Here is a 13,301-nt window from a genome sequence, read left to right as displayed (position 1 = left end):
ACTTCTTACAGCGTCACCGCTGAAAAAAACGTCACACCTGCGTTTCGCCGGTGCTCGGAGCGGTGGGGGAAGCCCCGGTGGACGTCGCCGTCGAGGTCGCTGTGGCGGGTGAGGTGGGGGTGGGAACGGGCGTGGCGGTGGAGTCAGGAGGCGGAGGGGGGCTTCCGGTCCCGCTGCCCGATCCTCCGCCGTTCTCACTGCCACCGCCACCGTTGGAGCCGCCACCATTGGTGCCGCCACCACTGGAGCCGCCACCGGAGCCGCCGGAACCCCCGCCGCCGCTCCCGCCGGAACCGCCCGAGCCACCGGAACCACCCGAACCACCGCCCGAACCACCCGAGCCGCCCGAACTGCCGGAGCCACCGCCGGAGCCGCCGGAATCGCCGCCGGTCTCACCCGCGTTCTTGACGACGCGCTCGCAGTAGGAGCGCACCGCCGCCGCGCCGCCCGCCGTCTGCTCCAGCCTCTTCAGCAGCGTCGGCTCGATCGCGGTCCCCTGTCCGGCCACGTACTGGCGGCAGACCCTCAGCACCCACTTCTGCTTGTCCGGGACCGGCGTCGAGCCGGTGTCCGGGCTCTCCGTACGGCCGTCCTCGCCGCCGTCCGCAGGTCTACCGCTCTCCTCGGCCCCGGGGCGCTCGTCCCCTTCGTCGTCGCGGTCACCCGGGCCCGCGCTGCGGCCGTCCGGACCGGTCGTCCCCGGCGACGGCGTGACCGCACCGCCGGAGATCTCCGGTCTGACCGAGGCACCGCCGGCCCCCGCCCCGGCGGACGCCGTCGTCGCGGGCCGCCGCTCGGTGTCGCTCTGGCCGAAAGGCGTCGGCAGGACGCCCACCCCGGCCGCGACGGCCATGCCGCCGAAGGCGCAGCCCGCCAGCGCGACGACCATGCCCGCGCGCAGCGGTCGGCGCAGCCGCGAGGGGTGGTCGGCGCTGAGGCGGCCCAGTCGCGGGCCGAAGGCCCGTATCCCCGCCAGCTCACTCGAACGCGTGGTTCCGGCGTCCCGTGCGGCGCGGAACGCGGCCACGGCCGCCTCCTCGCCGGGCAACGGCTCCACGGGCGGCGCGGGCGGCTCGGCAAGCGCCTGAAGCGCGGCGGTCAACCGCTCCGCTTCGGCGCGCGACCGCTCGCCTCGGCCCTCCGTGGTCTGGCGCGCATCGACCTGCTCACCGCGCAGCAACCGCTCCACGGCATCGTTGTCCAACCAGTCGTAGCGGTGGTCGTCGGCCATCACATGTCCTTCTGCGTACGCGCGCGCGAATCCGTCACACCGGCCGACTTCGCCGTCCCGCGCCGGGTTTCCCGCTGCGCGGGCACGCCGTCGAGCACCGCCTGGTCGCCCTCCGCGGCCGGGCCGAGCAGATCCGCGAGGCGGCGCAGCCCCCGGTGTGCGGCGGTGCGCACCGCACCGGGCCGCTTGCCGAGCACGTCGGCGGCGCTCTTCGCGTCGAGCCCGAGCACCACCCGCAGCACCACGGCCTCGGCCTGGTCCTGCGGCAGCTGCGCGATGAAGCCCAGCGTGCGGTCGGTGCCCAGCGCTTCCAGTGCCTCGCCCGCGGTGTCCGCGTCGGCGGGCCGGCCCTCCAGTTCGGTCTCGTCGCCGCCGATGGCCGGGCGGCGGCCGCGCATCCGGATGTGGTCGAGGGCCCGGTTGCGCGCGATCCGCGCGGCCCAGCCCCGGAAGCGGTCGGCGTCGCCGCTGAACCGGCCCAGGTCCCGGGCGATCTGCAGCCACGCCTCGGAGGCGATGTCCTCCGCGTCGGAGTCGCCGACGAGTGTCCGTACGTATCCGAGCAGGCGCGGGTGCACGGACCGGTACACCGTCCGGAACGCCGTCTCGTCCCCGCTCTGCGCCGCGCGCACCGCGGCGGTCAGTTCCGCGTCGTCCCCCTGCACGCCCTCTTCCCGCTCCACTCGGAGAATTCCACGCCCCGCGATGCCGACGCGGCTGCCGATGCCAATGCCGTAGTCAGCCGTGGCCGCCTCCCCGTCAGTAGCCGGCGGGGCCGGAGCCGTGGGGCGGATAGGACTGGCCGGGGCCCGGCTGGCCGTACGGCGCGGGGCCGGGCTGGCCGTACGGCGCGGCACCGGGCTGCCCGTAGGGCGCGGCGCCGGGCTGGCCGTACGGGCTCGCCGCACCGTAGGGGTTCGGCGCCCCGTACGGCGCGGGGCCGCCCTGCGGCGGGAGGGCGGCGCGCTGCTCCTGCATCGCCGTGATCTGGCGGACGACCATGATGGCCAGAATCGCCGCGGCGATCACGATGACCAGGCCGAGGATGCTGATGGCGACCCCGTTCCTGGCGTCCTCCACCACGCCTTCCACGTCCGAGGGTGAGGGGAACTTCCCGCGCTCGGCGTCGTCCTCGTAGTCCTGCATCTTGTTGTCGGCGACGGTGTACATGACGTTGCCGACAAAGCCGACGCCCGCGGCGGTCATGAAGGTCGCCCACCACGCGGTGAGCAGGCCGCGGCGGACGCCCTGCGGGCCCTGCGGCGAACTGGCGCGCCAGATGTCGTTGGCGATCTGCTTGGGGAACCACAGGTTGACCACGGGGGTGAACCAGGAGCCCGCCGCCCAGCCGGTGCTCATGCGGTGCTGGCCGGGGGCGAAGACCTCGGCGTTGCGCCGCAGCCGGTGGAACCAGATCACCCACACGATGATGATCGGGAGCGTCACCATGCCGTTGAGGACGTACATGGCCGCGTAGAAGCCGTCCGCGTCGTCGGCTTCGTCCTGGGTGACCGCCTTGTGGTCGAGGATGTCGCCGAGCACCGAGTACTGCCCGCCCCGGGCGACGAGCACCAGGATCAGCGTGAAGATGACGACGCCGAACAGCACCGTCAGCGTGGTCGCCAGGCCGCGCCGCAGGTCGACCCCGCCCGCCGGCATCCCCATCGCGGGCGCGGCCGGGTACGGCGTGGGCGCCGCCGGAGCCTGCGACAGCTGCTGCTGATACGTCCCGCACGCGGCACAACGCCCGTCCGGCCCGACGGCGGCAGCCCGGCAGTTCCCACACGGATACATTCTTCGAGTCCCCCAGGGACGTGGCCGGCTCCGGGCCACGTAAGGAATATGACCAACACACCGCACGGCGGCGCGGACCTGCACGTTACGGGCAGGGGCCCCGTCAAGTCCAGAGCGGCAGCGGGTGCCCGGGTGTGACGAAATCCCGGCGTGCGACGCTGTAAGTGATACGGGCTCCTGAGCGGGCCCGCCCTGGACGACGGTCGGGGCCTCTCCTGTGGGGGGTGGCGGCCCCGGCCGTCCCTTTTTCCCCGGCCTTCCGCGCCGCTTCCCCGCCGCCGCGTCTCGGGCTCCCTGGGCCGCATCTAGTCCACGCGCCCCGCCAGCACCGTGAAGTCCTGCCAGCTCAGGGCCGGTGTCCGCGGGTCCCACAGCCGCTGGGCCAGGGCCCGCAGCGGCAGCCGGATGCCGGCGGCCACCTGGTCCTGGGTCTGGGCGTCCGCCCGGTCACACCAGATGGCGAGCCTGCCGCCGAGTACCCGGTCGGGGCCGGTGGGCAGCCCGCCGGGGACCGGCCGGGTGCCGCGCAGTACCGCGGGGGACCACTGCTCGTAAATACGTTCACCTGTGGGGTAGCGGAACTGGTTCGGCTCGCCGAGTACGTAATAGAGGTACTCGTCGTTGAGGTTGACCACCTTCCAGCCCTCGGCCAGGTACTGCGCGGGCGGCCGGGCGCCGATCTCCCTGCCGGTCCAGTACTCGATCTGGAAGGCGCGGTCGGGGGCGACGACGCCGCCCCGGAAGAAGCCGTCGTTCCAGGCCTTGGGCGTCTTGCCGAGCCCGCGCACCAGCTTCGCCCGGTCGTTGAGCCAGTCGGTGGCCAGGTCCTGGACCCCGGCCCGGCCGCCGAAGTCGCGGCGGGCCGCCGCGGCGAGTCCGGGGTAGGACGCCTCGGGATCGCGGGCCGTCAGCGCGAGGTACTCGTCGCCGCCCAGGTGCCAGTACGGGCCGGGGAAGAGCGGGGTGAACTCGCGCAGCAGGTCGTCCACGATGTGGGCGGAACCGGGGTTCGCGATGTCGACGGAGCCGGGGACGGGCGTTCCGGAGGCCCTCCGCAGCCGGAGGTCGGGGTGGGCGCGCAGCACCGCGCCGAGGTGGCCGGGCGAGTCGAGTTCCGGGATGACCGTGATGTGCAGACGCGCGGCGAGCCGGACGATCCGCCGGACCTGGTCCTTGGTGAGGTGGCGGTCGGAGACGATCTCGGGGTGGGTGTCGCTCTGGATGCGGAACCCCTGGTCGTCGGAGAAGTGCAGGGCGAGCTGGTTGAGCTTGAGGTCGGCCATCTCCCGCAGCCGGGCCTCGATCCACTCGGGGGTGAAGTACTTGCGCGCGATGTCGAGGTGCAGGCCGCGCTGCGGGCGGTCGGGCCGGTCCTGGATCTCGCCGTCGGGGAGGCCGCCGGTGGCGCGTACGGCTTGCAGGACGGTGCGGGTGCCGTAGAAGACGCCCGCGTCGTCCGCGCCGGTGATCCGGACGCGGCCGTCGTGGACGGTGAGGGTGTACGCCTCCGGGCCGCCGCCGCGGCCGGACTCGACGGCGAGTTCCACATCGCCGCGGCGGGCCGGTCCTTCGGCGGTGGACAGCCGCAGCTCACCGGCGAGCAGCCGGGCCTCATCGGCGAGCGGGCCCTCGGGATCGGCGACGACGCGGCTGCCGCCGCCGTACCGCCAGCCGGGCCCGGAGCGGGTGTCGGCGGTCCGTACGGCGGGGATGGTGCGCGGTGGAGGCACCGGGTGGCTGGTCGGCGACGGGGTGGCGGAGGGCGCGGGAGAGGTCGAGGGCGGGGCGGTGGTCCGGGTGCGGTGGGGGCTGGAGCCGGGCTTGGGCCGGCCGTTCCCGTCGTCGCCGCCCCAGGCCAGGGTGATGAGGGTCACGGCGATGGCGGCGACGGCCACGACGACGGCCGTCCAGATCGCCGTGGGCCTGGATACGCGCGGCACCCTCATGGACGAAACCTCCTCATTACGCCCGAAAGTACGGGCGTACGCGGACTCCCGCATTCCGCACACCGCGACCGACTGGGCGCGTTCACGTCGAGATCCACGCAAGGGCCCGTCCGCCACGCAGGGGGAACCCTCCCGTCCGGGTGAATTGCGCGTATCCGCCGGACAGAGCCGGACATACCCCGTTACGGTTACGACGCTCCCGTCACTGAACCCCCCTCTGTCCCGCGCGCCCGAGGAGCCCACGCTGTCCAGCGACACTCCCGCCCCGACCTCGCCGGCCCGGCACGTCATACCGGGACCGCCGTCCCGCACCACCGCCGCCGCCGGACGGCACGCCTCCCGGAGCCTGGACCGCTTCAACACGGTGCCCGCCGGGGCCGCCGAGGCCGCGCTGCTCGCCTGCTGCGGCAGCCGCAGCTGGGCCCGGCGGATCGCGGCACACCGCCCGTACCCGGACCTGGAGTCCCTGCTGGCCGCGGGCGACGAGGCGAGCTACGACCTGACGGCCGCGGATCTCGCCGAGGCGCTCGCCTGCGAGGCGCACCCCTCGCACCACCCGCACCACCCGCACCCCGCGCGTCGGCCACGCGGGCTGATCTCGGCGGCCGCCCGGACCGCGCTGACCGCGGCGCACGCGGAGTACGAACGGAAGTTCGGCCATGTGTTCGTCATCTGTCTCGACGCGGTCCGCCCGGACGAGGCGCTCGACGCGGAGCTGGCGGCGATCCGCACGCGACTCGGTCACGACGAGGAAACGGAGACCGCGGTCTGCGCGGACGAATTACGCCGTATCGCCCGCGGTCGACTCAGACACCTCGCCGGATCCTGCCGTTAGATACCGTTTCGCCCCCGTGCGATAGCCCGTACGTGCCTGTTTGATCACACCGCTCGACCCCGAGCGGAGGAACCGACAACACGTCGCTACGATGGCCAGGGCCGGTGGACCGTACCCGGCCGGGCCCGACCGACAGCGAAGCCGGCAGGCCCCGATCCCCGCTCCCGGAGGGTTTTCCGTGCCGGCTGGAACGCTTTACCGCGGCCGGGAAGGCATGTGGTCCTGGGTGGCTCATCGAGTCACCGGTGTCCTCATTTTCTTCTTCCTGTTCGTGCACGTGCTCGACACCTCGCTCGTCCGCGTGTCGCCAGAGGCGTACGACGACGTCGTCGCCACGTACAAGAACCCCATCGTCAACCTGATGGAGTACGGCCTCGTCGCCGCAATCCTCTTCCACGCTCTCAACGGCCTGCGGGTCATCGCCGTCGACTTCTGGTCCAAGGGCCCGAAGTACCAGCGGCAGATGCTGTGGTCCGTGATGGGCATCTGGGTGGTGCTGATGGCCGGCGCCTTCTACCCGATCCTGCAGCACACCCTGCGTGACTGGTTCGGGAGCTGACGATGTCCACTGAGACGACTTCGACCGCGAGCGACGTGAACGACGTGAACGACGTCAGCCTGTACGACGTGGACAACCCGGCGCCGGTCATCGAGCCGCCGCGGGCCCGCAGCAAGAAGACGCCCAAGGCGACCCGTACCAACTTCGAGATGTACGGCTGGCTGTTCATGCGGCTGTCCGGCATCCTGCTCGTCGTCCTGGTCCTGGGCCACCTGCTGATCCAGCTGGTCCTCGACGGCGGCGTCAGCAAGATCGGCTTCGCCTTCGTGGCCGGCCGCTGGGCCTCGCCGTTCTGGCAGACCTGGGACCTGCTGATGCTCTGGCTCGCCACGCTGCACGGCGCGAACGGTCTGCGCACGGTCATCAACGACTACGCGGAGCGGGACAACACCCGCCTGTGGCTGAAGGGGCTGCTCTACACCGCCGCCACCTTCACCATCCTGCTGGGCACGCTGGTGATCTTCACCTTCGACCCGAACATCCGCTAGGCGTCGGGACACGAGGGACAGAGGAACCCATGAAGATCCACAAGTACGACACCGTCATCGTCGGCGCCGGCGGCGCCGGAATGCGCGCCGCCATCGAGGCGACGAAGCGCAGCCGCACCGCCGTCCTGACGAAGCTGTACCCGACCCGCTCCCACACCGGCGCCGCCCAGGGCGGCATGGCCGCCGCCCTCGCGAACGTCGAGGAGGACAACTGGGAGTGGCACACCTTCGACACGGTCAAGGGCGGTGACTACCTGGTCGACCAGGACGCCGCCGAGATCCTGGCGAAGGAGGCCATCGACTCGGTCCTGGACCTGGAGAAGATGGGCCTGCCGTTCAACCGGACCCCGGACGGCACCATCGACCAGCGCCGCTTCGGCGGCCACAGCCGCAACCACGGCGAGGCGCCGGTCCGCCGGTCCTGCTACGCCGCGGACCGCACCGGCCACATGATCCTCCAGACGCTGTACCAGAACTGCGTCAAGGAGGGCGTGGAGTTCTTCAACGAGTTCTACGTCCTGGACCAGCTGATCACCGAGGTCGACGGGGTCAGGAAGTCGGCGGGCGTCGTCGCCTACGAACTCGCCACCGGCGAGATCCACGTCTTCCAGGCGAAGGCCGTCATCTACGCCTCCGGCGGCTGCGGCAAGTTCTTCAAGGTGACGTCGAACGCCCACACCCTGACGGGCGACGGCCAGGCGGCGGTGTACCGGCGCGGGCTCCCGCTGGAGGACATGGAGTTCTTCCAGTTCCACCCGACCGGCATCTGGCGCATGGGCATCCTCCTCACCGAGGGCGCCCGCGGTGAGGGCGGCATCCTCCGCAACAAGGACGGCGAGCGCTTCATGGAGAAGTACGCGCCCGTCATGAAGGACCTCGCCTCGCGTGACGTCGTCTCGCGCTCGATCTACACCGAGATCCGCGAGGGCCGCGGCTGCGGCCCCGAGGGCGACCACGTCTACCTGGACCTGACCCACCTGCCGCCGGAGCAGCTGGACGCCAAGCTGCCGGACATCACCGAGTTCGCGCGGACGTACCTGGGCATCGAGCCGTACACCGACCCGATCCCGATCCAGCCGACCGCGCACTACGCCATGGGCGGCATCCCGACCAACGTCGAGGGCGAGGTGCTGGCCGACAACACCACCGTCGTGCCGGGCCTGTACGCCGCCGGCGAGGTCGCGTGCGTCTCCGTCCACGGCGCCAACCGCCTGGGCACCAACTCGCTGCTGGACATCAACGTCTTCGGGCGCCGCGCCGGTATCGCCGCCGCCGAGTACTCGGTGAAGGCCGACTACGTGGACCTGCCCGAGGACCCGGCGTCCCTCGTCGTCGAGCAGGTCGAGCGGCTGCGCGAGTCCACCGGCAACGAGCGGGTCGCCGAGCTCCGCAAGGAGCTGCAGGAGACCATGGACGCCAACGTCATGGTGTTCCGTACCGAGCAGACGATCAAGACGGCCGTCGAGAAGATCGCCGAGCTCCGTGCGCGCTACAAGAACGTGGCGATCCAGGACAAGGGCAAGCGCTTCAACACCGACCTGCTGGAGGCCATCGAGCTGGGCAACCTGCTCGACCTGGCCGAGGTCATGGCCGTCTCCGCGCTCGCCCGCAAGGAGTCGCGCGGCGGCCACTACCGCGAGGACTTCCCGAACCGCGACGACGTCAACTTCATGCGCCACACCATGGCGTACCGCGAGGTGGGCGACGACGGCTCCGAGTCGGTCCGGCTCGACTACAAGCCGGTCGTCCAGACCCGCTACCAGCCGATGGAGCGTAAGTACTGATGGCTACCCCGACCCTGGACAAGGTGGAGGCCGAGGCGAGCGCCTCGCCGTACATCACCGTCACCTTCCGGATCCGCCGGTTCAACCCGGAGGTCTCGGACGAGGCGATCTGGGAGGACTTCCAGATCGAGATCGACCCCAAGGAGCGGGTCCTCGACGGCCTCCACAAGATCAAGTGGGACCTGGACGGCTCGCTGACCTTCCGGCGCTCCTGCGCGCACGGCATCTGCGGCTCGGACGCGATGCGGATCAACGGCCGCAACCGGCTGGCGTGCAAGACCCTGATCAAGGACATCACCAGCCCGGACAAGGACGGCGCGTTCAAGCCGATCACGGTCGAGCCCATCAAGGGCCTCACGGTCCTGAAGGACCTGGTCGTGGACATGGAGCCGTTCTTCCAGGCGTACCGCGACGTGATGCCCTTCCTGATCACCACGGGCAACGAGCCGACGCGCGAGCGGCGGCAGTCCTCGGCGGACCGCGAGCGCTTCGACGACACCACCAAGTGCATCCTGTGCGCCGCGTGCACCTCCTCGTGCCCGGTGTTCTGGAACGACGGCCAGTACTTCGGCCCGGCGGCGATCGTCAACGCGCACCGCTTCATCTTCGACTCGCGCGACGAGGGCGGTGAGCAGCGGCTGGAGATCCTGAACGACAAGGACGGCGTCTGGCGCTGCCGCACCACCTTCAACTGCACCGAGGCGTGCCCGCGCGGCATCGAGATCACCAAGGCCATCCAGGAGGTCAAGCGCGCGCTGATCACGCGGCGCTTCTGACGGCCTTCCGCGTCCGCGGTCTGACCTGACAGGGCCCTGGCTCCCATGGGAGCCAGGGCCCTGTTCGGCTGTCTGGTCGACTGTCAGGTCGCCCGGCAGCGCCAGGTGTCGAGGACAGCCTGGACAGCGATTGAGACCTGGCCCTGCTCGGAGCGGTCGGCCCACAGGTGAGCGTCGTGCTTCGCGTCGGTCGACGACCTCACCGCCTACCTCGCCCGCCGCTGCCCCCGCCAGTCAGCTGTGGAGGGCCTCCGCAAACGCCTGGCCACCGCGCACGCGTAAGGTCAGATGCGGTCCAGCTTCCACAGGCGCCACATGCCGGTGCCGTCCGACAGGTACTCCGTGCCGGCGATGTCGTTGGTGCTGAGGATGTGGTCCTTCTGCTGCCAGATCGGGATCATCGGCACGTCCTCGGCGATGATCTTCTGGATGGCGCGGAAGTCCCCGACCGCGCGGGAGCGTTCGTCCTCGCGCTGCGTGGCGAGGATCAGGTTGTTGACCTGCTTGCTCTTGTAGCCGTTGTAGAAGACGGGTTCGGGGCCCACCAGCGGGGTGGTGAAGGTGTCCGGGTCGGGGAAGTCCGCGATCCAGCTGATGAGGAACGCGTCGAACTCGCCCTTGGGGAAGGCGTTGGTGAAGTCGTCCCACTCGCGCCGGTCCATCGACACCTTGAACAGCCCGGTGTCCTCCAACTGGCGCCGTACCGCGACCGCCTCCGCCTCGCTGGAGGTGCCGCGCGAGACGCCGAGGGTGAAGCGGACCGGCGTCTGGATCCCGGCCTCCTGGAGGATGGCGCTGGCCCGGTCGACGTCGGGCTTGGGGTAGACGTCGAAGAACGGGGTCTTGTGACCGCTCATGCCCTGCGGGATCAGCGAGTACAGCGGATCCACCGTACGGCTGTAAACATCGCGGACGATCTGCTCGCGGTCGATGATCGACGCGATGGCGCGGCGTATCGCCTTCTCCTTCATCGGCGAGTGGTCGCGCAGGTCGAGGACGAGCGAGCGGGTGCTCGCCGCCGAGATCTCCATGGACCTCAGGTCCGGGTCGGCCGGGTTGAGGTCGGCCAGTTCCTTCGGCGGCAGGCCGCCGCCGACCACGTCGATGTCCTTGCGCTGCCAGGCTCCGCTCAGGGCCGCGGCGGAGTCGAAGTAGCGGACGGTCACGGAGCCGCCCGTCCCGGCGGCGCCGTGGTACTCGCCGTTGGGCTCCAGCACCGCCTTCTCGTCGTCCTTGTAGTCCTTGAGGACGTACGGGCCCGATCCCGAGACCTTGTTGTCCGTGCGCAGCTTGTCCGCCGGGTAGAACTCGCGGTCCACGATCGACCCGGCACCGCTGGCGATCTTGTACGGGAAGGTGGCGTCCGGGCTGTGCAGTTCGAAGACGACCTTCAGGTCCCCTTCGGCGCGCACCGCCTTGAGGGTGTTCAGCAGCGGCTTGGGCCCCTGCTTGTCGCCGATGTCGATGATGCGGCGGAAGGAGAACTCCACATCCTCCGCCGTCATCTTGCGGCCGTTGGAGAAGTGCAGGTCGGGGCGGAGTTCGCAAACGTACTTCAGCAACTCGCCGCCGTCGAAGCCGCAGGATGAGGCCGCGTCCGGGACCGGCTCGCTGTCACCGGAGGTGAAGGTCAGCAGCGACTGGTAGAGGTTGCTGTACAGCGACCACGAGCCGCCGTCGTACGCACCCGCGGGGTCCAGCGCGGTGACGGCCTCGGTCGTCCCGATCCGGATCGGTTCGCCGTCCCCGTCCGACGAGGACACCAGCTGGAACCCGCCCACCCCGGCCGCCGCCAGGACCAGGCAGCCGACCGCTATCCGTACTCCTACCTTGCGCATCCTGTCCCCCTCCGGCACTGAGGCGGACGTACGTATGCATTCGCACATCCATCCCACGGTGGTTCAGCAGCCAACCACATGGAACATCAGTACGTCACCAACTCCCCTGCATCGTTTGCATCTTGTGTCCCTGGGCGTAACAAGCCGTCCGGGCAGGCACCGGCCTGTGCTGATAGGGCGATACGGACGGGGGGTCAGGCCCGGGTGGCGGCCAGCTCGACCACGGTGACGTCCGGCGGCGCCCCGACCCGGACCGGCGGGCCCCAGGCGCCCGCGCCCCGGGTGACGTACAGCTGGGTGTCGCCGTACCGCTCCAGCCCGGCGACGGTCGGATTGGCCAGCTCGGCCACGTAGTTGCCGGGCCACAGCTGGCCGCCGTGCGTGTGCCCGGACAGCTGGAGGTCCACGCCGTGTTCGACAGCGTCGTGGATCACCACTGGCTGGTGGGCGAGCAGCACCGACGCCCGGCCTGGGTCGCGGTCGCCGAGCGCCTTGGCGAAGTCGGGGCCCTGGCCGTCCCGTTCGCCGGCGATGTCGTTGACCCCGGCGAGATCGAACCCGGGCAACTCGGCACGGGCGTTCTCCAGCGGCCGCAGGCCGAGTTCGCGGACGTGGTCGATCCACTGCCGGGCGCCGGAGAAGTACTCGTGGTTGCCGGTGACGAAGTACGCCCCGTGGCGGGCCCGCAGCTCGCGCAGCGGCTCGGCGGCGGGGCCGAGGTCCTCGACGCTGCCGTCGACCAGGTCGCCGACGACCGCGATGAGGTCGGGGCCGGTGCGGTTGATCGTGTCGACGATCCGGCGAGTATGGGCGCGGCCGAGGATCGGCCCGAGGTGGATGTCGCTGACCACGGCGATCCGGAAGCCATGGGCCTGCCGGGGCAGCCGCGCGAGCGGCACGGTGATCCGCTTGAGCCGGGGCCCGCTGAGGACGGTGTACGCGCCGTACCCGACGGTCCCCGTGGCGACGGCGCCCGCCCCGAGGGCGACGGCCCGCGATACGAACAGCCGCCGCGAGGCCGCGGACTGGATCTTCGCGCCCGGCTCGACGTCCGGCCCCGGCCCCGGCCCAGCATCCGACCCCTGCTCGGCATCCGACCCCTGCTCGGCATCCGACCCCCGCTCGGCGTCCGCCCCCGGCTCGGCCCCCGGCCTCGGTCCGGTTTCCGGCCTCGGTCCGGTTTCCGGCCTCGGTCCGGTTTCCGGCCTCGGTCCGGTTTCCGGCCCGGGCTCCCCGTCGGACGTCGGCGTGCCCGCAGGCCGCGGGTCATCGCCGGAGCGATCCGCGCGGGCCGACGGCAGGAAACGCAGCAGCAGGGGCCGTACCGCCTCGCCCGCCAGCAACGCCAGCGTCAGATAGAGGACCAGCGCCAGCCACAGGTACCCCGGCCAGGCCAGCAGCCGCTGGACCGTGAACGGCGCGCCCGCGCGCCCGCTGACCAGCGCGGCGACGCTGACGAGCGGCAGGACGACGGCGGCCACCGTGCCCGCCCGGCGGGCCCGGCCGCCGGGGGCCGTGGTGTCGTGCACCAGCCGCCGCCACAGGTACCAGTGCACCCCGGCCAGCAGGCCGATCACCGCCAGCGCGATGAGCACGAAGACCGCGACCACGTCGTCCCCTTCCCCCGTCGTCCCCCGTTACGTCGTACGAGAGACCCGCCGTTACGTCCTACGAGTCAGGACTCGGCGTCGTTCCGGCGCAGGGCGCGCAGTCCGCGGAACCCGATCACACCGATCCCCGTCCCCAAGAGAAACGAGGTGATCGCAAGCAGCAGATGCACCCAGAAGTACGCGGTGGGGTCGCCGGAGTCGTCGAAGGCCAGGCCACTGCCGTCTTTCCATAGATTTTTGACGAAAGTGGACCAAATGACCCAACTCCATGCCCCGAAGGCGAGCAGGAACCAGGACACGGGGCGGCTGAGCTTCATGGGTTCCAGTATGGGCTCCGGCCGGGGCGTTCCCTCTCGTGGGTCCGGTTCGACCGTGCCGCCCGTCACGACTCGATCGCGCAGCGGTACGTTCACCTCCGTGTCCAGGACTTCCGCCGCCTC

Annotated in this window: 12 protein-coding genes; 5 read left to right on the top strand and 7 right to left on the bottom strand. The window is 71.2% G+C overall.

All coding sequences use genetic code 11. The features are described from left to right. Positions 1–31: 31 nt before the first annotated feature. The 4 genes from ACQUSR_RS19895 to ACQUSR_RS19880 all read right to left on the bottom strand — a co-directional run bounded on the left by ACQUSR_RS19895 (position 32) and on the right by ACQUSR_RS19880 (position 4,971). Positions 32–1,231: a hypothetical protein gene (locus ACQUSR_RS19895; protein ID WP_431043929.1), complete on the bottom strand. Its 1,200-nt coding sequence runs from the start codon at positions 1,229–1,231 to the stop codon at positions 32–34. After that, complete coding sequence (locus tag ACQUSR_RS19890; RefSeq protein WP_431047715.1) at positions 1,231–1,896, bottom strand: RNA polymerase sigma factor; 666 nt, start codon at positions 1,894–1,896, stop codon at positions 1,231–1,233. Before ACQUSR_RS19890 ends, ACQUSR_RS19895 begins: the two co-directional genes overlap by 1 nt. A gap of 94 nt (positions 1,897–1,990) precedes the next feature. Further along, the gene (locus ACQUSR_RS19885; RefSeq protein ID WP_431043928.1) at positions 1,991–3,025 is read right to left on the bottom strand and encodes a DUF4328 domain-containing protein; all 1,035 of its coding nucleotides are present in this window, start codon (positions 3,023–3,025) and stop codon (positions 1,991–1,993) included. 305 nt (positions 3,026–3,330) lie between these two features. After that, a complete protein-coding gene (locus ACQUSR_RS19880; protein ID WP_431043927.1) occupies positions 3,331–4,971 on the bottom strand; it encodes a family 20 glycosylhydrolase in 1,641 nt (546 codons plus the stop codon). 289 nt (positions 4,972–5,260) lie between these two features. Between ACQUSR_RS19880 and ACQUSR_RS19875 the strand changes: the two genes are divergently transcribed. The 5 genes from ACQUSR_RS19875 to ACQUSR_RS19855 all read left to right on the top strand — a co-directional run bounded on the left by ACQUSR_RS19875 (position 5,261) and on the right by ACQUSR_RS19855 (position 9,413). After that, entirely contained in the window at positions 5,261–5,806 is a 546-nt protein-coding gene (locus tag ACQUSR_RS19875; RefSeq protein WP_431047713.1) for a 2-oxo-4-hydroxy-4-carboxy-5-ureidoimidazoline decarboxylase, read from the top strand. Between the two features lie 178 nt (positions 5,807–5,984). Continuing rightward, positions 5,985–6,365 carry a succinate dehydrogenase, cytochrome b556 subunit gene (gene sdhC / locus ACQUSR_RS19870; RefSeq protein WP_431043926.1) on the top strand — a complete coding sequence of 127 codons (381 nt, stop codon included), beginning with the start codon at positions 5,985–5,987 and terminating at the stop codon, positions 6,363–6,365. 2 nt (positions 6,366–6,367) lie between these two features. Next, positions 6,368–6,853, top strand: a complete 486-nt coding sequence (locus tag ACQUSR_RS19865) for a succinate dehydrogenase hydrophobic membrane anchor subunit (protein ID WP_431043925.1) — start codon at positions 6,368–6,370, stop codon at positions 6,851–6,853. A 29-nt stretch (positions 6,854–6,882) separates the two neighbouring features. Further along, a complete protein-coding gene (gene sdhA, locus ACQUSR_RS19860; RefSeq protein WP_431043924.1) occupies positions 6,883–8,637 on the top strand; it encodes a succinate dehydrogenase flavoprotein subunit in 1,755 nt (584 codons plus the stop codon). Then, the gene (locus ACQUSR_RS19855; protein ID WP_431043923.1) at positions 8,637–9,413 is read left to right on the top strand and encodes a succinate dehydrogenase iron-sulfur subunit; all 777 of its coding nucleotides are present in this window, start codon (positions 8,637–8,639) and stop codon (positions 9,411–9,413) included. Before sdhA ends, ACQUSR_RS19855 begins: the two co-directional genes overlap by 1 nt. A 284-nt stretch (positions 9,414–9,697) precedes the next feature. On the opposite strand, the gene ACQUSR_RS19850 is transcribed toward ACQUSR_RS19855, so the two are convergent. From ACQUSR_RS19850 to ACQUSR_RS19840, 3 genes are all read right to left on the bottom strand, one after another. Next, on the bottom strand, positions 9,698–11,251 hold the full coding sequence (locus ACQUSR_RS19850) for an ABC transporter substrate-binding protein (protein ID WP_431043922.1): 1,554 nt from the start codon (positions 11,249–11,251) through the stop codon (positions 9,698–9,700). Between the two features lie 194 nt (positions 11,252–11,445). Beyond that, positions 11,446–12,861 carry a metallophosphoesterase gene (locus tag ACQUSR_RS19845; RefSeq protein WP_431043921.1) on the bottom strand — a complete coding sequence of 472 codons (1,416 nt, stop codon included), beginning with the start codon at positions 12,859–12,861 and terminating at the stop codon, positions 11,446–11,448. Between the two features lie 65 nt (positions 12,862–12,926). After that, positions 12,927–13,178, bottom strand: a complete 252-nt coding sequence (locus tag ACQUSR_RS19840; protein WP_431043920.1) for an SCO4848 family membrane protein — start codon at positions 13,176–13,178, stop codon at positions 12,927–12,929. Between the last annotated feature and the right edge of the window lie 123 nt (positions 13,179–13,301).

Origin of the sequence: Streptomyces sp. P1-3 (assembly GCF_050613155.1) — a bacterium.
In the GTDB taxonomy this organism is placed as follows: domain Bacteria; phylum Actinomycetota; class Actinomycetes; order Streptomycetales; family Streptomycetaceae; genus Streptomyces.
This window is presented reverse-complemented; position numbering and strand designations above follow the sequence as displayed.